The following is a 19,590-nucleotide window of genomic DNA, read 5'->3' on the forward strand; positions in this document are numbered from 1 at the left end:
TCACCTCATGCATTTCCGGTCGCCGCGCGCACCAGCGCTTCCGGCGAAAGCTGATTGCGCTCGAAGAGCCCGGCCGACAGGCCTTCCTTCATCACCAGCACACGATCCGACATGCCGATGATTTCGGGCAGTTCGGAAGAGATCATGATGATGGAGAGGCCCTCTGCGGCAAGCTCGCTGATGAAGCCGTGGACGGCGGCCTTCGAGCCGATATCGATGCCCTTCGTCGGTTCATCGAGGATGATGACCTTGGGCATGGTGGCGAGCCACTTGCCGATGACGACCTTCTGCTGGTTGCCGCCCGACAGCGTGCCGACCGGTACGGAGAGGGCGGCAGCGCGCAGATCCAGCCGCTCGGCATATTTGCGGGCGAGGGCGAATTCTTCCGCCGCCTGCAGGAAGCCCTTGCGCGAGGTGCGCGCTAAGGACGGCAGCGTCATGTTCTGGTAGATCGGCATCGGCAACGCCAGCCCGTGGCGGCCGCGCTCTTCCGGCACGTAGACGATGCCGGCTTTGATCGCATCATGCGGCGAATTGATCGAAATTTCCCGGCCTTCGAGCGACAGCCTGCCGGAGAGCGGCCTGGTGATGCCGAAGAGCGATTGCGCAAGTTCCGACCGTCCGGCGCCGATCAGGCCGTAGATGCCGAGAATCTCGCCTTTGCGCAGCGTCAGCGAAATATCGCGAAATTCGGTGCGGTGGCTGTATTTTTCGACTTCGAGCACCGGAGCGCCGATGTCCACATCGATCTTCGGAAAGGCGTTCTCGACGTCGCGGCCGACCATCATCCGGACGATCTCGTCCTGCGGCGTGTCCTTGAGCCGGCCCTGGCCGACGGCGCGGCCGTCGCGGAAGACGACGAAGTCGTCGGCGATCTCGTAGACTTCATCGAACTTGTGACTGATGAACAGGATCGCCTTGCCCTGTTCCTTCAGGCCCTTGATGATGCGGAAGAGATCGTCGATCTCCTTGCGGGAGAGGGCCGCCGTCGGCTCGTCCATGATGACGATGCGGGCCTCGATCGACAAAGCGCGGGCGATCGCCACCAGGTGGCGCTGCGCGATCGAGAGGTCCTTCAGCCGGATCGTCGGATCGATATTGCTTTCAAGCGCGGTCAGCAACGTCTTCGAACGGCTGTTCATCACCTGCCAGTCGATGGTGCGCAGCCGCGTGCGCGGCGCATGGCCGAGGAAGATGTTTTCGGCAACCGTCAGCTCGTCGAACAGTACGGTTTCCTGATGGATGGCGGTGACGCCGGCATCGATAGCAGCCTGGGCGCTGGCGAAGGTCACCGTCCGGCCGTCGACCAGGATCTCGCCTTCGTTCGGCCTGTAGATGCCGGTCAGGATCTTGACGAGCGTCGATTTGCCGGCGCCGTTTTCGCCGATCAGCGCGGTAACCGTGCCGGGGTGCAGCGCGATGCTGACATTGTCGAGCGCCTTCACGCCAGGAAAGATCTGGGAGATGCCGCGCATTTCCAGAATGGCCGGTGTATCGGGCATGGGGCTGACATCGTGCTTTTGCGTTGCGGCGTGCATTGTTCGTTTCACCTTGAAAACCCCTCCCCAACCTCTCCCCACAAGCGGGAGGGGCTTGACCCACCGCGATGCCGAGGCTCGCGATGGGCGGGGGCGTTGCTTCAGATTATCTCTCCCGTCGCGGGAGAGATGGCCGGCAGGCCAGAGGGGGTCTTAACGATCAGAAGACCTTGGAGAACTGGTCGATGTTCGAAGCATTGTAGACGAAGGGATCGGCCATGGCGGCTTCGCCGTTGTCGCCGACCTTGATCTTGCCCATGCGGCCGGCAGCAATCTCGCTGCCCGGCTTGCCGTCGGTCTCGCCCTTGACGAGGCGATAGGCGATCTGGGTGGCGGAGTAGCCGAGATCGATCGGGTTCCAGATGGCGAATTCCTTCGTGGCGCCGGACTTGATCGCTCCGGCCATTTCGGACGGCAGGCCGAGGCCGGTGACGTAGACCTTGCCGACGAGACCCTTGTCTTCGACGACCTTGGAAGCGGCGAGAACGCCGACCGTCGTCGGAGCGACGATGACCTTGACGTTCGGGTTGGACTTCAGGAGGCCTTCGGCTTCACGATAGGACTTGTCCGACAGGTCGTCGCCATAGACGGTGGTGACGAGATTGAGACCCGGGAAATCCTTGAGCTGCTTCTTCATCTGGTCGATCCAGATGTTCTGGTTGGTCGAGGTGGTCGTTGCCGACAGGATGGCGAAGTCACCCTTGCCGCCGTCGAGATGGTCCTTGACGAGCGTCAGGCACATCTTGCCGATCAGCTCGTTGGACGACGGGTTGAGCTGCAGGATACGGCCTTCGGGCGCGACGCCGGAATCCCAGGAGATCACCTTGATGCCGCGCTGGGCAGCCTTCTTCAGCGCCGGAACGAGCGCGTCGGGATCGTTGGCCGAGACGGCGATGGCGTCGACGCCCTGGGCGATCAGCGAGTTGATCACTTCGATCTGGCCTTCGGCCGTCGTCGACGTCGGGCCGGTGTAGATCACCTCGACGCCGCCGAGCTCCTTGGCGGCTTCCTGGGCGCCCTTGTTGGCGGCGTCGAAGAAGCCGTTGCCGAGCGACTTCACGACGAGGCCGATCTTGATGTCCTTGGCGCTGGCAGTGCCGGCCATCATGGCGACGGCGAGCGCTACGCCGAGCGCAAGTGTCTTTGTAAGTTTCATGTCACTTTCCTCCCACTAAGATTAGACTTCCACACCTCGGCGGCGCCTCATGCGACCGACGAGGAATCCTCCTTCGCCTGGGCCACCGGGCTCGCAACGACGAGCCGAATGCCGGCACTTTCGATCATGCGAGCTGCCTCTTCCGAGACCCCGTCATCGGTGATGACCACAGAAACGCGGTCGAGCGCACAGAGAATGAGGCTCGACCGGCGACTGAATTTGCTTGAATCGACCATGACCACGAGTTCGTCGGCCTGGTGCATCAGTTTCTGCTCGCTCTGGATGATGAGGGCATCCGCCTCCATGATGCCGAGCGGGCCGACGCCCTGTGCGCCGATGAACATGCGCCGCGCATAGAAGTTGCGGATGGCGTCATTGTCGAAGGGCGACAGGATCAGGCTCTGCTCGCGATAGATCGCGCCGCCCGGCACCGTCACCGAGTTTTTGGAGTGCTTCACCAGATGTTCGGCGATCGCAAAAGAATTGGTCATCACCTGCATGCGGTGGCCGGCCATGTAGTGCACCATCTGGAAGGTCGTCGTGCCACCATTGATGATGATGGCGTCACCCGCCTCGCAGAGTTCAACCGCCGCGCGCGCAATTGCGCGATTTTTGTCGATATTGACTGATTCTGAAACGCGGAAGGGCCGGCCGGCGAGATTGCCGAGTTGTGGCGGATGCACCGCCTCGGCGCCGCCGCGGACACGACGTATCCTGCCCTGCACATGAAGGGCCGCAATGTCGCGCCGAATGGTCGCTTCGGAAGCCTCCGTCAGCTCGGAAATGTCCTGGATCGTGACCACGGACTTTTCCTGAACGGCGCTTAGAATAATGCGATGGCGTTCGCGTTCGTGCATCGGGCTCCTCCTCTTGTTGCATTTATTTCGTATCCGTTAAGGACTGTCAATCACAAACGATCATAAAATTTCATATTGCGCTGCACAATAATCGAATTTGATCGTTTTCGATTGACAAGCGCTGTTTTGATGCGCGATACCGTGAGCGAAAGGGCGCGCTGATCGCGGCGCCTCACAAGCCTGTATGGGAGGATGACATGGCGGCGAACGTCCGGCTTCTGGAAAACCGGTGGGATGATGCTTACGCGGCAGGCCTCGATGAGCCTGGCAAGCTGCTCTATCGCTCCAACCTGCTCGGCGCCGACAAGCGCATCACCAATTATGGCGGCGGCAACACCTCGGCGAAGGTGCTGGAAACCGATCCGCTGACGGGCGGCAAGGTGAAGGTACTGTGGGTCAAGGGATCGGGCGGCGACGTCGGCACGATCAAGCTCGACGGTTTCGCGACGCTCTACCAGGACAAGCTGGAATCGCTGAAAGGCATCTACAAGGGCGTTGAGGACGAAGACCGCATGGTCGGCTTCCTGCCGCACTGCACCTTCAACCTGAACGCGCGTGCCGCCTCGATCGACACGCCGCTGCATGGTTTCGTGCCTTTCACCCATGTCGACCACATGCATCCTGACGCGATCATCGCGATCGCCGCGTCGAAGAATTCGAAGGAATTGACGCAGCAGATCTTCGGTGATGAGATCGGCTGGCTGCCCTGGCGCCGTCCGGGCTTTCAGCTCGGCCTCGACCTCGGCGCTTTCGTCGCCGCAAACCCGAATGCCAAGGGCGTCGTGCTCGAAAGCCACGGCCTCTTTACCTGGGCTGATGACGCCAAGGCCTGCTACGAGCTGACGCTCGATATCATCAACAAGGCGATCGTCTGGTTTGCCGAGAAGACCGAAGGCAAGACGATTTTCGGCGGCGCGCTCACCCAGAGCCTGACCGTTGCGGAACGCCGCACCATCGCCGCCCGGCTGATGCCGGAGATCCGCGGCCGCATCGGCAAGCAAGAGCGCAAGCTCGGTCATTTCGACGATCAGGACGCCGTGCTCGAATTCGTCAATTCCAGGGATCTGCGTCCGCTCGGCGCGCTCGGCACCAGCTGCCCCGACCATTTCCTGCGCACCAAGATCCGCCCGCTGATCGTCGATTTCGATCCGGCCAAGCCGGATGTCGACGCGATCGTCACCGGTCTCGACAATGCGCTGGAGGATTACCGCGCCGACTACGCGCGCTATTACAACGACTGCAAGCATGACAATTCGCCCGCCATGCGCGATGCCAATCCCGTCATCTTCCTCGTTCCCGGCGTCGGCATGCTGTCCTTCGCCCGCGACAAGGCGACGGCCCGCATTGCCAGCGAATTCTATGTCAACGCCATCAACGTCATGCGCGGCGCCTCGACGGTCTCGGAATATCAGGGCCTGCCGGAGCAGGAAGCCTTCGATATCGAATACTGGCTGCTCGAAGAGGCGAAGCTCCAGCGCATGCCGAAGCCGAAGAGCCTTGCCGGTCGTGTGGCCTTCGTCACCGGCGGCGCCGGCGGCATCGGCCGGGCGACCGCCGCGCGCCTCGTCGGCGAGGGCGCCTGCGTGGTGCTTGCCGATATCGATCAGGCGGCGCTCGAAGCCACCGAGGCCGATTTCGTCAAGAAATACGGCGCTGACGCCGTGCGCAGCATTCGGCTCGACGTCACTAGGGAAGATGCGGTGATCGCCTCCTTCGCGGAAGCCTCGGTTGAATTCGGCGGCATCGATATCCTCGTCTCGAATGCCGGCATTGCCTCTTCCGCGCCGATCGAATTGACCGAGCTTTCGACCTGGAACCGCAATATCGATATTCTGGCGACCGGCTATTTCCTCGTTTCGCGCGAAGCCTTCCGCCTGTTCCGCCGCCAGGCGCTCGGCGGCAACATCGTCTTCGTCGCCTCGAAAAACGGTCTTGCCGCCTCGCCGAACGCGTCTGCCTACTGCACGGCCAAGGCCGCCGAGATCCATCTCGCCCGCTGCCTGGCGCTGGAAGGCGCTGATGCCGGCATCCGTGTCAACACCGTCAACCCGGATGCCGTGCTGCGCGGCTCGAAGATCTGGAGCGGCGAATGGCGCGAGCAGCGCGCCGCCTCGTCGAAGATCGAGGTTGATGATCTCGAGGAACATTACCGCAAGCGTTCGATGCTGAAACTCAACGTTTTCCCGGAAGACATCGCCGAGGCGATCTATTTCCTCGCATCGGACCTTTCGGCAAAATCGACCGGCAACATCATCAACGTCGATGCCGGCAACGTGCAGAGCTTTACGCGCTGATTTTTGACTGGGGGCGGATGCGTCCGCCCCTCACCCTAACCCTCTCCCCGTCAGGACGGGGAGAGGGGACTTGCCCGACGGAAAGTCGGAGTGGGACAGAGATGGCGCGGCATACTCCCTTCTCCCCGTCTGAACGGGGAGAAGGTGCCGGCAGGCGGATGAGGGGCTGCCCCACGGCAAGATCCCAATGTTTAAATTGCAGAATCGGGAGGAAGACATGGCCGAATTCAGGATCGCGCAGGATCTGGTTGCAACGGATAACGACAAGCGGGCAACCGCGTTGAAAGCCGATTACGAGGCGCTGGGCGCCACACTTGCGCGTCGCGGCGTCGATATCGAGGCAATTACCCGCAGGGTCGCGGAATTCTTCGTCGCCGTTCCCTCCTGGGGTGTCGGCACCGGCGGCACACGTTTTGCCCGCTTCCCCGGCACCGGCGAGCCGCGCGGCATTTTCGACAAGCTCGACGATTGCGCCGTCATCAACCAGCTGACGCAGGCGACCCCGAATGTATCGCTGCATATTCCCTGGGATAAGGCGGATGCGCGGGAGTTGAGGGCCAAGGGCGACGCGCTCGGCCTCGGCTTCGATGCGATGAATTCCAACACCTTTTCCGATGCTCCGGGCCAGGCCCATTCCTATAAATACGGCTCGCTCAGCCACACCGGCGCGGCAACACGCGCCCAGGCGGTCGAACACAATCTCGAATGTATCGAAATCGGCAAGGCGATCGGCTCGAAGGCATTGACGGTCTGGATCGGCGACGGTTCGAACTTCCCCGGCCAGAGCCATTTCACCAAGGCTTTCGAGCGTTACCTCGCCTCGATGGCCGATATCTACAAGGCGCTCCCCGACGATTGGAAACTGTTCTCCGAACACAAGATGTACGAGCCGGCCTTTTATTCGACGATCGTGCAGGATTGGGGCACCAATTACCTGATCGCCCAGACGCTCGGCCCCAAGGCCTATTGTCTCGTCGATCTCGGCCACCATGCGCCGAACACCAATATCGAGATGATCGTTGCCCGGCTGATCCAGTTCGGCAAGCTCGGCGGTTTCCACTTCAACGATTCGAAATATGGCGACGACGATCTCGACGCCGGCGCGATCGATCCCTACCGGCTGTTCCTCGTTTTCAACGAGTTGGTCGATGCCGAGCAGCGTGGCGTCAACGACTTCAACCCGGCCCATATGATCGACCAGTCGCATAATGTCACCGACCCGATCGAAAGCCTGATCAACAGCGCCAACGAAATCCGCCGCGCCTATGCACAGGCGTTGATCGTCGACCGCAAGGCGCTCGATGGCTACCAGCAGGACAATGACGCATTGATGGCGTCGGAAACGCTGAAGCGCGCCTATCGCGCCGATGTCGAGCCTATCCTGGCCGAGGTCCGCCGCAGGGCCGGCGGCGCGATCGACCCGATCGCCGTCTACCGCGCCAGCGGTTACCGCAGACAAGTGGCGGCTGAGCGCCCGGCTTCCGTTGCCGGCGGCGGCGGCATCATCTGAGCGGCCAGACCGAATAAAGATGAATGCCGGCAGCGCGGGGTGAGTCCCTGCCGGCAATCGCCGTTTACGGCTTCCAGGCGCCGGCGATCTGGCGGGTGGCGATGTTCAGCCGGTTCCAGACATTGATGTTGGCGATGGCGATGACGAGGGCCGCAAGGCTCCTGCCGTCATAATGCCGGGTGGCTTCGTCCCAGATATCATCGGGCACCGGGTCGGCGCGGTCGCTGACGCGGGTCACCGCCTCGGTCAGCGCAAGGGCTGCCCGTTCGGCATCGCTGAAATAGGGCGTGTCGCGCCAGGCGCTGACGGCGAAAAGCCGTTCATCCGTCTCGCCGAGCTTCTTGGCGATGCGGGGATGACCGTCGATACAGACGCTGCAGCCGTTGATCTGGCTGGCGCGCAGATTGACCAGTTCGAGCAGCTTCGGCGAAAGGCCGGTCTCGGCCGGCACCTTGGCAAGAGCAGCCAGCGCCTGCATGGCCGCGGGAAGGACGAGGGCGGGATTTCCCATTCTCTCCTGCATGATATTGTCTCCTTGATGCGTTTAGCGGTGTGACGATCCGCCGGCGCTGTCACATCGGCCGGGTTTCATTCGTCATTGATTTGACGGGACACAGCGGAGGAATGTGACGGATGGACGAGAAAAAATGGCTGGCCGATGAATTCGAGGCGAACCGGGCGCATCTGCGGGCCGCCGCCTATCGCATGCTCGGCTCGCGCAGTGAAGCGGAGGATGCCGTTCAGGAGGCTTGGCTGCGGCTGAGCCGTGCGGATACGAGCGATGTCGGCAATCTTGGCGGCTGGTTGACGACTGTTGTGGCGCGCATCTGCCTCGACATGCTGCGTGCCCGCAAGACCCGGCGTGAGGAGCCGCTGGAGATACCTGTCCATGGCGCGATCGCCGATCCGGCAAACGATCCGGAGCGCGACGCAGCCTTTGCCGAATCGGTCGGCGTGGCGCTGCTCGTGGTGCTGCAGACGCTGGCGCCGGCCGAGCGTGTCGCCTTCGTGCTGCACGACATGTTCGATTTGCCCTTCGACGAGATCGCTTCGATCATCGGCAGGTCGTCCGCCGCTACAAGGCAGCTTGCAAGCCGCGCCCGTCGCCGGGTGCAGGGCGTGGACGAGGCGCCTGATGTCGATTTCGGCCGGAAGCAGACGATCGCGCAGGCTTTTCTGACGGCATCGCGCAATGGCGATATCGAGGCGCTGATTGCCGTGCTTGCCCCCGATGTCGCCTTCCGGCCGGATGCGACGGCGGCCCGATTTGGAGCGGTCGGGGAGGTTCGCGGCGCTCCGGCGGTCGCCGCGCTTTTCAAGGGCCGGGCGCAGGCGGCGGAAGCCGCCATCGTCGACGGTGAAGTCGGATTCGTCGTGCGCACCGAGGGCCAGATTCGCGTCGTCGTGGCACTGACCATCGCCGACGGCAAGATCATGGCGATCGACGCCTTTGCCGATCCGGATTATCTCGAACGGGTGGATTATTCAGTGCTTTCCGGCTGAAAACAAACGGCAATTCGGGTTTGTCTTGCTGGAAGACGTGTTTCGGAGAGGCGCGCGTGCCGTCTTTTCCCCGACCGTCAGAGCGATGTCATTTTCCTTGACAGCGACGCTGTCACTTATATTCTATTATAAAGATTTGCATAACATAATTATGGAATTATTGGAATACGACACGTATTCCATCCCCTCTTCCATGATGACCAGCCAGGCGGATCGCCGCCGGGCGCGGGTCGATTCATATCCGAGACTTCGAAAGGAATGCATATCATGTCCGGGGACCAGCCGAAGAAGCCGCTCCTGCTCGCCAATGTCAGACCGGTGGCTTTCGGCGCCGGCGCGCCGGCTGCGGCGGTCGACATTCTCGTCGACGGTGACGGCAGGATCGCTGAGATCGGTGCTTCGCTCGCCGTTTCCCAGGATGTGACGCGCATCGACGGCAAGGGCGCCTTCGTCTCGCCCGGCTGGATCGACCTGCATGTGCATATCTGGCACGGCGGCACCGATATTTCCATCCGCCCGTCCGAATGCGGCGTCCAGCGCGGCGTCACCACGCTGGTCGATGCCGGTTCAGCCGGCGAGGCGAATTTCCACGGTTTCCGCGAATATATCATCGAGCCCGCGCGCGAGCGCATCAAGGCCTTCCTGAACCTCGGCTCGATCGGCCTCGTCGCCTGCAACCGCGTCGCGGAACTCAGGGATATAAGAGATATCGATCTCGACCGCATCCTCGAAGTCTATGCCGAAAACAGCGAGCACATCGTCGGCATCAAGGTGCGCGCCAGCCATGTCATCACCGGCTCCTGGGGCGTTACCCCGGTAAAGCTCGGTAAGAAGGTCGCCAAGATCCTCAAGGTGCCGATGATGGTGCATGTCGGCGAACCGCCGGCGCTTTATGATGAAGTGCTGGAGATTCTCGGCCCCGGCGACGTCGTCACCCACTGCTTCAACGGCAAGGCCGGTTCGAGCATCATGGAGGACGAGGACCTTTTCTATCTTGCCGAGCGCTGCGCCTCCGAGGGTATCCGCCTCGACATCGGCCATGGCGGCGCCTCCTTCTCCTTCAAAGTCGCCGAAGCGGCGATCGCGCGCGGGCTGCTACCGTTCTCGATTTCGACTGATCTGCACGGCCATTCGATGAACTTCCCAGTCTGGGACCTGGCGACGACGATGTCGAAGCTGCTTTGCGTCGGCATGCCCTTCGACAAGGTGGTGGAAGCCGTCACCCATGCGCCGGCATCTGTCATCAAGCTGTCGATGGAGAACCGGCTTGCGATCGGCGCGCAGGCCGAATTCACGATTTTCGATCTGGTCGATTCCGCGCTCGAGGCGACGGATTCGAATGGCGACGTCTCTGTTCTCAGCAAGCTGTTCGAGCCGCGCTACGCGGTGATCGGCGCCGATGCTTTCGCCGCCAGCCGCTACGTGCCGCGGGCGCGCAAGCTGGTGCGCCACAGCCATGGTTATTCCTACCGGTAGGATCCACTGAAGAGGGCAAGGGTCAGCGGTTGCGCCAACCCATCAGCTTTTCGATCCGCTCCGCCGAACTGCGCACATGCGCCGCATAGTGGTTTTCGTCGGAAAAAGCCTTCTGCTCCGGTAGCACGATGGAAATGGTGGCGACGCACTGGCCGTCGCGATCGCAGATCGGCGAGGCGATGCAGGCAACCGCATAATCCGATTCCCCCGCCTGGATCGACAGGCGCGCCTCGAAGGCCTTGCCGGCCGATTCCGAGAGGGTGCCCGGATCGATCTCGGCGCGGCCGGTCGGTGACGAGCGGGCGCAGCGCTTGAACAGTTCGATGCGTTCCGCCTCGGCCAGGTGGCCGACGAGCAGGCGGCCCGACGCCGTCCAGTTCAGCGGCACCCGGGTTCCGACGCGCGATGCCACCTGGAAGTGGCTCGGGCCGTCGGCCATGGCAAGCACCAGCATAAAATCGCCGTCGCGGCCGCAGACCTGCACCGTCTCGCCGGCCTGGCGGCAGAGATCGTGCATTTCGTGGGTGGCGATGCTCATGAAATCCAGCGATCGGGCATAGGCGAGACCGTAATGGTAGAGCCGCGCGCCAAGCCAGATCGAGCCGTCCGCCTGGCGCGTCAGCATGTTTTTCTCGACCAGATCGTCGACGATGACATAAACGGTCGACAGCGGCGCCTTCACCGCCTTGGCGATCGCATAGACGCCGGCCGGCGATCCGGTCTCATAGAGATGATCGATCACCTGAAGCGCCCGGTCGATGCCGCTGACGCGCGCGCGGCGCGCACCCTTGCCACCGGCCTCGCCGCCAAGGCCCTCATCTTCGGAGTAAGCTGTGGGGGATGTCTTTCCGTCCAATTCGACGTTCCTCGTTAAAACCGCGATTGTGTTACATTACTATGGCATAGCGGTCGCTGTGGCAAATCGCAACATTTTGTGGGTTGATCGTGAGGGCGGATGCTGCAGCGGGATCGTGTCAGAGCGTGCGACTGGTCGGCAAGAACTCCACCATAAACTTGGAACAACAAGCCATAGCCCGAGTTTGCCCCCTGAACCCAGGAGGCAATGATGACGAATTATCCGAAACCGCCTTTCCCGTCCCAAAAGCAGCCGATGCCCGGCTTTACCGCGCGGATGGACCCCATTCCCGATCACGGTGAGGAGAGCTATCGCGGTTCCGAAAGGTTGAAAGGCAAGCGGGCAATCATCACCGGCGGCGATAGCGGCATCGGCCGGGCGGTGGCGATCGCCTATGCCCGGGAAGGCGCCGATCTGGTGATCTCCTATCTCGACGAGGATGAGGATGCCGATGTGACGAAGCGGCTGGTCGAGCAGGCCGGGCGCAGGGCTGTGCTCGTCAGCGGCGACATCCAGGATCCCGCCCATTGCAGGCAGATCGTCGAGACGGCGGTCAAGGAGTTCGGCGGCATCGACATTCTGGTCAACAATGCCGCGCATCAGGCGAGCTTCAAGAGCATCGACGAGATCAGCGACGAGGAATGGGAACTGACCTTCAAGGTCAATATCCATGCGATGTTCTACCTGACCAAGGCGGCCGTCGTCCATATGAAGCCCGGCAGCGCCATCATTAACACGGCCTCGATCAATGCGGACAGTCCGAACCCGACGCTGCTTGCCTATGCGACGACCAAGGGCGCAATCCAGAATTTCACCGCCGGCCTTGCCCAGCTTCTGGCCGAAAAAGGCATTCGCGCCAATGCTGTGGCGCCGGGCCCGATCTGGACGCCGCTCATTCCCTCGACGCTGCCTGAAGACAGCGTCAGCAATTTCGGCAAGCAGGTGCCGATGAAGAGGCCGGGCCAGCCGGCCGAGCTTGCAACGGCCTATGTGATGCTGGCCGATCCCTTGTCGAGCTATGTCTCCGGCACGACAATCGCGGTCACCGGCGGCAAGCCGATCCTCTAAAGCCGCAAGGGCCGCCGTCTGGTTGTGACGGCAGCCCTTGACGGGGGCAGGGAGATCCCCAAGCTGTTCAGGCGTTTGTTCAGCCGAAGCAGGGCATGGCCGGCAGATTGGCGCGGCTTGCGAGCGCTCCGATCATGTTGGCCACCGATGTCGGGCGCGGTTCTCGTTTGCCGGCGGCCGTCTCCAGGAGTTGCTTGAAGTCTTCAAGCTTCACGCCGTCGGCGCGCAACACCATGGCGATCAGGGGGTCGCGAAGCGCTTCGGATATCGTCAGGTCGTCTCTGGTCTTTCTCATGGTTGTCCTCCTTTCGTGGGCGGTCGCCCGTGTTCCACTTTTCGCCGCCATGCTTCAACATTGACTTTCGCGTTTCGTGGTGTTACCGGTAAGTAACAATGCATTTGTTACCGATCGGTCACATTGATGTCAAGGACTACGTCCGCAAAAAAATCAGAAACTTCGAATGAAATCTCCGTAGTCGTTTCCGAAGATCGCATCCCGCCCAGGGAGCGTATTGTTTCGACCGCATCGGAGCTTTTCCGCGAGCGCGGCATCCGCGGCATCGGCGTCGATGCCATCGCCGACGCGGCTCTGACCAACAAGATGACGCTCTACCGGCATTTTGGCTCGAAGGACGAGCTGGTCTGCGAGACGCTGCGCCGCGCTTCCGAAAGGGCCGGTGCCATCTGGCGCGATCTGGAGACGGCCTATCCCGGCAATCCGCGCGCCCAGCTTTACGCCTGGGTGGAGACGCGGGCGCAATGTCTGAACGGCGAGCCCGCCGGCTGCGATCTCGCCAATGCCGCCATCGAGCTGAAGGGTGAGGGCCATCCCGCCCACGAAATGATCGAGCGGCACAAGGCCGAACAGCGTGATCGCCTGGCCGCGCTCTGTTCGGCGGCCGGCGCGCGCGAACCCCAGCTTCTCGCCGATACGTTGACGCTGTTGCTCGAAGGTGCGCGCGTCACCCGCCAGGCCATGGGCGCTGCCAGCTGCTGCGGCCATTTCGCTAAGGCCTGCAACGCCGCGATCGCCTCTTTCGCCTGAATCGGCCTTTCGCGGAACCTTACCCTTTCCATATCGTTTTCCATCACCGGACGGCGATGTGGAGACCGGAGATGAATTACGTCTATCTCAAGCACCTGTATGCCAAACGCGCCGAGCTCGAAGCCAAGCTGGAGCTTCACGATGCGCGATATTGTTTCGGCGAGGAAGAGGTCGATGACGGCACCGACAGCGATTTGCGTCAGCGGCTGAGCGAAATCGCCGACGAAATTGCCGCACTGGAAAGCAGCCCGGGGCGCTAGGGCGGTTCAGCTTTTAACGGAAACGCAGAACCGCTCTACCCTTTTGTTTTACGCAATTCCGGACGGAAAACCGCTTCGCACTTCCTGGAATTGCTCTAATCCGCTCCAAGGATCTCCATCGTCCGCTCGTCGAATTTTCCCTGATAGAAATGTTCGATCACCCGGTGGAAGGGTGAGCCATGATCGCTGATCGCCGCAAACAAGGTCATGGACGAGCACAGCTTGAGGTCGTCGGGCGAGCCCAGGATCTCATGCGCGGAACGGCCGTGGACCGATAGGATCGCCTCGACGCAGCGCAGCAGCCGGCTAGAGAGAATGGGATCGGCGAGATAGGCAGCGGCTTCTTCGGCCGAGCGGATCGCATATTTTTCGGCCATCGGCGACGTGCCGAGACCGGCAATCTGCGGGAAGATGAACCAAATCCAGTGGGAGGTCTTGCGCCCGGCTTTCAGCTCGGAAAGCGCCTTTTCGTAGACGCCGTTCTGGGCATCGACAAAGCGGTCGAGATTGTAATCGATATCACCGGCCATGGTCCTTCCCTTTTCGCTGTCAATGCAGCCTGGCCAAGGTCTCCCATGCCCGGCGAGTTAGGTCGCCTGAGCCCGCCCTCAGCAAACCCTTTCGGCATAAGGGCTGCTCTCACGGCAATGGCCGTAAGGCTGATGGTGCGGTGTATTGTCGCCTGATGTGGCGGCAATGGCCGATGTCGTCACCGGATCCGTCTCGCTGGAAGAATATGCGGCAAAACCGACAAAGCTCAAGAGAGCCAGGGCGGCGACCACGACAACGCGCTCGAAGCCCGAAAGTTTCTGGGCGGTGACATGTTCGACATAGTCGCGCTCGCCCAAACCGGCGGTTTCATCCTCTTTCACATGAAGGGTCACCATATCCTGGCGACGGGTCAAAGTTTCACAATCTGTCATCTTAATTTACTCCTGCAACACATGCGATGCCGGTCTCTCAAGAATAACTCTCAACCCTCATGGCGAACCGACTCCCGCATGCGTGCAGCATGTGTGTCTTTAATCGCGGCAATTGAAGGGGCGATATGCAAACTCAGTGTTCAAAAAATCGTTCTAATAAATGCAAAATATCGTGAAGCTCTGGCTCGCCGGAATGATCCGGGATAATCGAGAGCATCATCTTTCGTCTGGATCGTCTCATGAGCAAATCCTTCGGCGCGATGTCGGTCGCCCAGCTTTCCGTCCTCATTCAAGGCGGCGCCGCCGATCCGGTCGGCGTGGCCGAGGCGGTCTTCGAATCCATCGCGAACCATGCCGACAAGGCCGTCTTCACCACACTGCTGGAAAGCCGGGCGATGGAGGAGGCGCGTGCCGCCTCGAAGCGTTTGCGGGAAGGGCGCTCGCTCGGATTGCTGGATGGTATTCCCATTGCCTGGAAGGATCTTTTCGATATCGAAGGTCTGGCGACGACGGCGGGTTCCGTCGTGTTGGCCAAGGACATGCTGGCCAAGCGCGATGCGGCCGTCGTCGGTCTCCTCCGGCAGGCGGGCATGGTCGCTGTTGGCCGCACCAATATGAGCGAATTCGCCTTTTCCGGTCTCGGCATCAATCCGCATTACGGCACGCCGGTCAATCCGCGCGGCACCGATCTCCCGCGTATTCCTGGGGGTTCGTCTTCCGGTGCCGGTGTTGCCGTTGCAGCCGGGCTGGTGCCGGTCGCGATGGGCACGGATACCGGCGGCTCGGTGCGCATTCCCGCCGCCTTCAACGGTATCGTCGGCTACAAGGCGACGCATGGCCGTTACGCGATGGCAGGCGTCTATCCGCTGGCAAAGAGCCTGGATTCGCTGGGGCCGCTCTGCCGCAACGTCAGGGACGCGGTCTGGATCGATGCGGCGATGCGCGGATTGACGGCGCCCGCGGTCATTGTACGCCCCTTGCAAGGGCTGGAACTCCTCGTGCCTGAAAACGTCGTCTTCGACGGCGCCGAACCCGGCGTCGTCGCCGCGTTCGAGGCAGCTTTGGACCGTCTTCACAAAGCCGGCGCCCAGGTTTCTCGTGCCGTCATTCCGGCCTTCGACGAGATTTTCGATCTGATGACGAGCTATGGTCCGCTGGTGACGGCGGAGGCTTTCGCGCTTCACCATGAACGCTTGGCTGGACCGGACGCGGACAGGATGGACCACCGGGTGGTCATGCGCACCCGCCTGGGCGCCAAGACGACGTTGGCCGACTATCTCAGAATCCTTGAGGCGCGCGGTCGGCTGATCGCCGATGTCGAGCGTCTCGTCGGCGACCGGCTGATCGCTTTTCCCACGGTCGCTCATGTCGCTCCGCCGATCGGGCCGCTGGAGCAGGACGACGAGCTGTTTTTCGCGACGAATAACAAGACGTTGCGCAATACCGCGCTCGGCAATTTCCTCGACTGGTGCGGTGTTTCCATTCCCTGCGGCACCGGCGTATCGGGCATGCCGGTCGGGCTCTTGCTTTCGGCGACCGCCCGTCGCGACGAGGCGCTGCTCGGGACGGCCCTGGCCGCCGAGCCGGTCATTCGCGGCGATTTCGCCTGATCGGCAATTGAACCGCCGGGCTTTTATTGCCATTGATGGCAGGAGGAGATGCTGGAGGACGGCACGTGCAGATCTTGCAAAACGGACGTTTCGCGGTTTCGACATGGTCGCTGCATCGGCTGCTCGGCGCCGTTTATGCCTATAGCCCCGATCCCGACAAAAGTGCTGCGCCGAAAGAGCCCTACGGCCCCGGTGCTGCGGCGCTGATCGACGTGCCGGCGGCGCTCGCAGCGCGCGGCATCCACCGGCTGGAGATCTGTTCGTTCCATCTGCCGAGCCTGGATGCGGCCTACCTCCATGAACTCAGCGATGCGATGGCGGCCTCGAACGTGCTGTTCCAGACGCTGCTCGTCGAGGACGGCGATCCGAGCCATGCCGGGACCGCCGAACGCGACGTCAGATGGATGGCGGAGTGGATCGATATCGCCGCTACCCTCGGGGCAGAGAGAATGCGTGTCATTGCCGGCAAGCAGAGCCCGACCGAGGAAAACCTTACCCGCGCCGCCGGTCACCTCGGCTGGCTGGGCGAACAAGCGGAAGGCAGTGGTGTGCGCGCCGTCGTCGAGAACTGGTTCGACCTCTTGCCGTCGCCCGTCGAGATGAACTGGCTGCTCGACCGGCTGGACGGCAAGGTCGGCCTCAACGGCGACCTCGGCAACTGGGCAGCGCCGGAAAAATACGAGGGTCTCGCCGACATCATGCGGCGGGCGGAAATCTGCCACGCCAAAGCCGATTACGGCGTCGCCGGCCTCGATGCCGATGATTACCGCCAGTGCCTGGAGATGTGCGAGAGGGCCGGTTATGGCGGCCCCTTCACGCTGATCTACGACTCACCCTTCTTCCCCGACGAGTGGGACGGCATCCTGCTGCAAAAGGCCTTCATCGAGGAATTCCTGGGCGAGGCGCCGGCCCGCAGGACCGCTTGATCGGCAATGCTTCCCTTTATTCCTGGCGCGGAAACCTCTGGCTTTCCTCCAGCACGTTCAGATCCATGTGGTTGCGCATATAGCGCTCCGAGGCTTTCTGCAGCGGCTGATAGTCCCAGGGATAATAGGCGCCGTTACGCAGCGCCGCGTAGACCACCCAGCGGCGCGCCTGGCTTTCGCGCACGGCTGCGTCGAAATCGGCAAGGTTCCAGCGCCGACGTGCCTGTTCGACAAGCCGTGCCAGGGTGTCGGCGTGTGCGGGGTTGACTGCGAGATTGTCGAGTTCCTTCGGATCGGCCTCGAGATCGAACAGCATCGGCGGATCCTTCTCGCAGAGCGAGAGCTTGTAGCGTCCGTCCCGGATGCAGACGAGCGGCGCTTCCGAACCCTCCGCGGCGTATTCCATCGGCACCGGGCCGCGGCTGCCGGTTCCCGCGGCAAGGGCCGCGAGATCCTCGCCCTCGGTCCATGGTTTCAGCGAGGCGATATCAATCCCGGCAAGAGCAGCCAGCGTCGGCGTCACGTCGAGCGTGGAGACGGGCTGATCGATACGTCCCGGCTTCCAGCCGGGGACCGACATCATCAGCGGAACGCGCGCCGATCCTTCGAAGAAATTCATCTTGAACCAGAGGCCGCGGTCGCCGAGCATGTCGCCATGGTCGGAAACGAAGAAGATGATCGTGTTATCGGCCATGCGGGTTCGTTCGAGGGCGTCGAGAATGTCGCCGATCTTGTCGTCGATATAGGAGATGTTGGCGAAGTAGCCCCGCCTTGCCCGCCGGATCTCTTCCGAGCTGATGTCGAAAGCGTCGTGGTCGCAGGCTTTCATCAGCCGCTGCGAATGCGGATCCTGCCGATCATAGGCAATCGGCGCAACCGCCGGGTCAAGCGCCGGGCAATCCTCATAAAGGTCCCAGAATTTGCGACGCGCCACATAGGGGTCGTGCGGATGGGTGAAGCTGACGGTCAGGCACCAGGGGCGTTCGTCATGGCCGCGTGACAGATCGAACAGCTTGCGGGTGGCGTGGTAGGCGACCTCGTCGTCATATTCCATCTGGTTGGTGATCTCGGCGACGCCGGCGCCGGTGACGGAGCCGAGATTGTGATACCACCAGTCGATGCGCTCGCCGGGCTTGGTATAGTCGGGCGTCCAGCCGAAATCGGCCGGATAGATGTCGGTCGTCAGACGCTCCTCGAAGCCATGCAACTGATCGGGGCCGACGAAATGCATCTTGCCGGAAAGTGCCGTCTGGTATCCGGCGGCGCGCAGATGATGCGCATAGGTTGGAATATCAGAGGCAAATTCCGCGGCATTGTCATAGACGCGCGTCCGGCTCGGCAATTGCCCGGACATGAAGGAAGCCCGCGCCGGTGCGCAGAGCGGGCTTGCCGTATAGGTATTGGCAAAACGCACGGAACGTTCCGCCAAGAATTTCAGATGCGGCGCATGAAGGAAATCGGCCGGCCCATCGGGAAAAAAGGTCCCGTTCAACTGATCCACCATCAGAATGAGAATATTCGGGCGCGCCATCCGGTTCCTCCTATGCTATTTGAAGATTTTATTGAAACGCCTATTATCGTGGCTGTAAAGACAGCTTTTTTCGATGGGTGCCTAAAGGAATTTTTATGCCAGACCACCCGATTGATCTTGGATGGATGCGCATCTTCGTCGAGGTCGCAAGACTCGGGAGTTTTTCGGCAGCCGCAACGCTTCTCGGGCTGACCCAACCCGCCGTCAGCTACCAGATCCGCCGGCTGGAGGAGCAGTTCGGAGTCGGCCTGCTGCGCCGCCAGCATCGCGGCGTAGCGCTGACGGCCGAAGGCGAGCGGCTTCTTGAGGTCGCCGCCAAGGCGGTCGCTGACATCGATGCGCTGGCTCGCAGGTTCAGTGCCGAAGCGCAAAGGCCGATCGTCCGGCTCAGAACCGACTATGCCTTTTCGTCGCTTTGGCTAATCCCGCGCATCGATGGCTTTCGTCTTCTCCATCCGGAAACGGATATACAGATCGTCGCGACGCAGAGGTTTGCCGCCGATTTTCGCGACGAGGCAGATGTCGCGGTCGTTTTCGGTACGCGGGCGGAATTCGGCGCCATCGGGACGCTGCTGCTGCGGGAAAAGGTCGTGCCCGTCTGCACGCGGGGATTTCTCGATCGCAACGGCCCGTTCGACGATCCGGGGCAGCTTGCCAAAGCGGTTCTGATCCATCTCGACACGCCGATGCCGTCGCCCTGGTTCGACTGGCGCAGCTATTTGACCGAATTCTCCGTCATCCGCGACATCAATGCCGGCCGCGATGATATCAGCTTCAATACATACTCGCTGGTCGTTCAGGCTGCGCTGAGCGCCCAGGGCGTGGCGATCGGCTGGATGGGGCTCGTCGATACGCTGCTTTCCGCGCGCATGCTTGTCGAAGCCGGCCCGCCGCTGGAAGCGAAAGACCGCGGTTACTGGCTGGTGCCGCCGCGATCGGCAAGCGCCCACAGCGAGAAGCTCAGCACCTGGCTGATGAACGAGGCGGGGAAGGTCGGCTAGCTCGAGCCGCGCCGCATGGCGGAAAGGCTCTGACGG

19 protein-coding genes are annotated in these 19,590 nt (G+C 61.9%); 10 read left to right on the plus strand and 9 right to left on the minus strand.

Going from position 1 to position 19,590, the window contains the following annotated elements; all coding sequences use genetic code 11:
• Window positions 1–5: 5 nt before the first annotated feature.
• The 3 genes from QMO82_RS31550 to QMO82_RS31560 all read right to left on the minus strand — a co-directional run bounded on the left by QMO82_RS31550 (window position 6) and on the right by QMO82_RS31560 (window position 3,551).
• On the minus strand, window positions 6–1,502 hold the full coding sequence (locus QMO82_RS31550) for a sugar ABC transporter ATP-binding protein (protein ID WP_246718351.1): 1,497 nt from the start codon (window positions 1,500–1,502) through the stop codon (window positions 6–8).
• A 196-nt stretch (window positions 1,503–1,698) separates the two neighbouring features.
• The gene (rhaS, locus tag QMO82_RS31555; protein ID WP_183609028.1) at window positions 1,699–2,694 is read right to left on the minus strand and encodes a rhamnose ABC transporter substrate-binding protein; all 996 of its coding nucleotides are present in this window, start codon (window positions 2,692–2,694) and stop codon (window positions 1,699–1,701) included.
• A gap of 47 nt (window positions 2,695–2,741) precedes the next feature.
• A complete protein-coding gene (locus QMO82_RS31560) occupies window positions 2,742–3,551 on the minus strand; it encodes a DeoR/GlpR family DNA-binding transcription regulator (protein ID WP_283196661.1) in 810 nt (269 codons plus the stop codon).
• Between the two features lie 197 nt (window positions 3,552–3,748).
• Here QMO82_RS31560 and QMO82_RS31565 point away from each other — a divergent pair, with 197 nt between their 5' ends.
• Window positions 3,749–5,845, plus strand: coding sequence for a bifunctional rhamnulose-1-phosphate aldolase/short-chain dehydrogenase (locus QMO82_RS31565; protein WP_183609030.1), 2,097 nt, complete (start codon window positions 3,749–3,751; stop codon window positions 5,843–5,845).
• Between the two features lie 217 nt (window positions 5,846–6,062).
• Window positions 6,063–7,355, plus strand: coding sequence for an L-rhamnose catabolism isomerase (rhaI, locus tag QMO82_RS31570; protein ID WP_183609031.1), 1,293 nt, complete (start codon window positions 6,063–6,065; stop codon window positions 7,353–7,355).
• Window positions 7,356–7,419: 64 nt separating this feature from the next.
• Here rhaI and QMO82_RS31575 read toward each other — a convergent pair whose 3' ends face one another.
• Window positions 7,420–7,878: a carboxymuconolactone decarboxylase family protein gene (locus QMO82_RS31575; RefSeq protein WP_183609032.1), complete on the minus strand. Its 459-nt coding sequence runs from the start codon at window positions 7,876–7,878 to the stop codon at window positions 7,420–7,422.
• A 110-nt stretch (window positions 7,879–7,988) separates the two neighbouring features.
• Between QMO82_RS31575 and QMO82_RS31580 the strand changes: the two genes are divergently transcribed.
• Together QMO82_RS31580 and QMO82_RS31585 are read left to right on the plus strand one after the other, a co-directional pair.
• A complete protein-coding gene (locus QMO82_RS31580; protein WP_183609033.1) occupies window positions 7,989–8,858 on the plus strand; it encodes a sigma-70 family RNA polymerase sigma factor in 870 nt (289 codons plus the stop codon).
• A 267-nt stretch (window positions 8,859–9,125) separates the two neighbouring features.
• A complete protein-coding gene (locus tag QMO82_RS31585) occupies window positions 9,126–10,334 on the plus strand; it encodes an amidohydrolase/deacetylase family metallohydrolase (protein WP_183609034.1) in 1,209 nt (402 codons plus the stop codon).
• A 22-nt stretch (window positions 10,335–10,356) separates the two neighbouring features.
• Here the strand turns inward: QMO82_RS31585 and QMO82_RS31590 are convergent, their stop codons facing one another.
• Window positions 10,357–11,190 (minus strand): IclR family transcriptional regulator, encoded by an 834-nt coding sequence (locus tag QMO82_RS31590; protein ID WP_183609035.1) that lies wholly within the window; start codon window positions 11,188–11,190, stop codon window positions 10,357–10,359.
• Window positions 11,191–11,400: 210 nt separating this feature from the next.
• Between QMO82_RS31590 and QMO82_RS31595 the strand changes: the two genes are divergently transcribed.
• Window positions 11,401–12,258 (plus strand): SDR family oxidoreductase, encoded by an 858-nt coding sequence (locus QMO82_RS31595; RefSeq protein WP_183609036.1) that lies wholly within the window; start codon window positions 11,401–11,403, stop codon window positions 12,256–12,258.
• 79 nt (window positions 12,259–12,337) lie between these two features.
• Here the strand turns inward: QMO82_RS31595 and QMO82_RS31600 are convergent, their stop codons facing one another.
• Window positions 12,338–12,553 carry a hypothetical protein gene (locus tag QMO82_RS31600; protein WP_183609037.1) on the minus strand — a complete coding sequence of 72 codons (216 nt, stop codon included), beginning with the start codon at window positions 12,551–12,553 and terminating at the stop codon, window positions 12,338–12,340.
• 126 nt (window positions 12,554–12,679) lie between these two features.
• Here QMO82_RS31600 and QMO82_RS31605 point away from each other — a divergent pair, with 126 nt between their 5' ends.
• Together QMO82_RS31605 and QMO82_RS31610 are read left to right on the plus strand one after the other, a co-directional pair.
• Window positions 12,680–13,303, plus strand: coding sequence for a TetR/AcrR family transcriptional regulator (locus QMO82_RS31605; protein ID WP_183609038.1), 624 nt, complete (start codon window positions 12,680–12,682; stop codon window positions 13,301–13,303).
• A 71-nt stretch (window positions 13,304–13,374) separates the two neighbouring features.
• Entirely contained in the window at window positions 13,375–13,563 is a 189-nt protein-coding gene (locus QMO82_RS31610) for a hypothetical protein (RefSeq protein WP_097616358.1), read from the plus strand.
• A gap of 95 nt (window positions 13,564–13,658) precedes the next feature.
• Here the strand turns inward: QMO82_RS31610 and QMO82_RS31615 are convergent, their stop codons facing one another.
• Entirely contained in the window at window positions 13,659–14,093 is a 435-nt protein-coding gene (locus QMO82_RS31615) for a DUF1810 domain-containing protein (protein WP_183609039.1), read from the minus strand.
• A gap of 78 nt (window positions 14,094–14,171) precedes the next feature.
• On the minus strand, window positions 14,172–14,450 hold the full coding sequence (locus QMO82_RS31620) for a hypothetical protein (RefSeq protein WP_183609079.1): 279 nt from the start codon (window positions 14,448–14,450) through the stop codon (window positions 14,172–14,174).
• Between the two features lie 275 nt (window positions 14,451–14,725).
• Here QMO82_RS31620 and QMO82_RS31625 point away from each other — a divergent pair, with 275 nt between their 5' ends.
• A complete protein-coding gene (locus tag QMO82_RS31625; protein WP_183609040.1) occupies window positions 14,726–16,096 on the plus strand; it encodes an amidase in 1,371 nt (456 codons plus the stop codon).
• A gap of 65 nt (window positions 16,097–16,161) precedes the next feature.
• Window positions 16,162–17,022 (plus strand): sugar phosphate isomerase/epimerase, encoded by an 861-nt coding sequence (locus QMO82_RS31630; RefSeq protein ID WP_183609041.1) that lies wholly within the window; start codon window positions 16,162–16,164, stop codon window positions 17,020–17,022.
• Window positions 17,023–17,038: 16 nt separating this feature from the next.
• Here the strand turns inward: QMO82_RS31630 and betC are convergent, their stop codons facing one another.
• Window positions 17,039–18,553 (minus strand): choline-sulfatase, encoded by a 1,515-nt coding sequence (gene betC, locus QMO82_RS31635; RefSeq protein ID WP_183609042.1) that lies wholly within the window; start codon window positions 18,551–18,553, stop codon window positions 17,039–17,041.
• Between the two features lie 95 nt (window positions 18,554–18,648).
• On the opposite strand from betC, the gene QMO82_RS31640 reads away from it, so the two are divergent.
• Window positions 18,649–19,554: a LysR family transcriptional regulator gene (locus QMO82_RS31640; RefSeq protein WP_183609043.1), complete on the plus strand. Its 906-nt coding sequence runs from the start codon at window positions 18,649–18,651 to the stop codon at window positions 19,552–19,554.
• Window positions 19,555–19,590 lie beyond the last annotated feature (36 nt).

It is taken from the genome of Rhizobium sp. BT04 (assembly GCF_030053135.1).
In the GTDB taxonomy this organism is placed as follows: Bacteria; Pseudomonadota; Alphaproteobacteria; order Rhizobiales; family Rhizobiaceae; genus Rhizobium; species Rhizobium binxianense.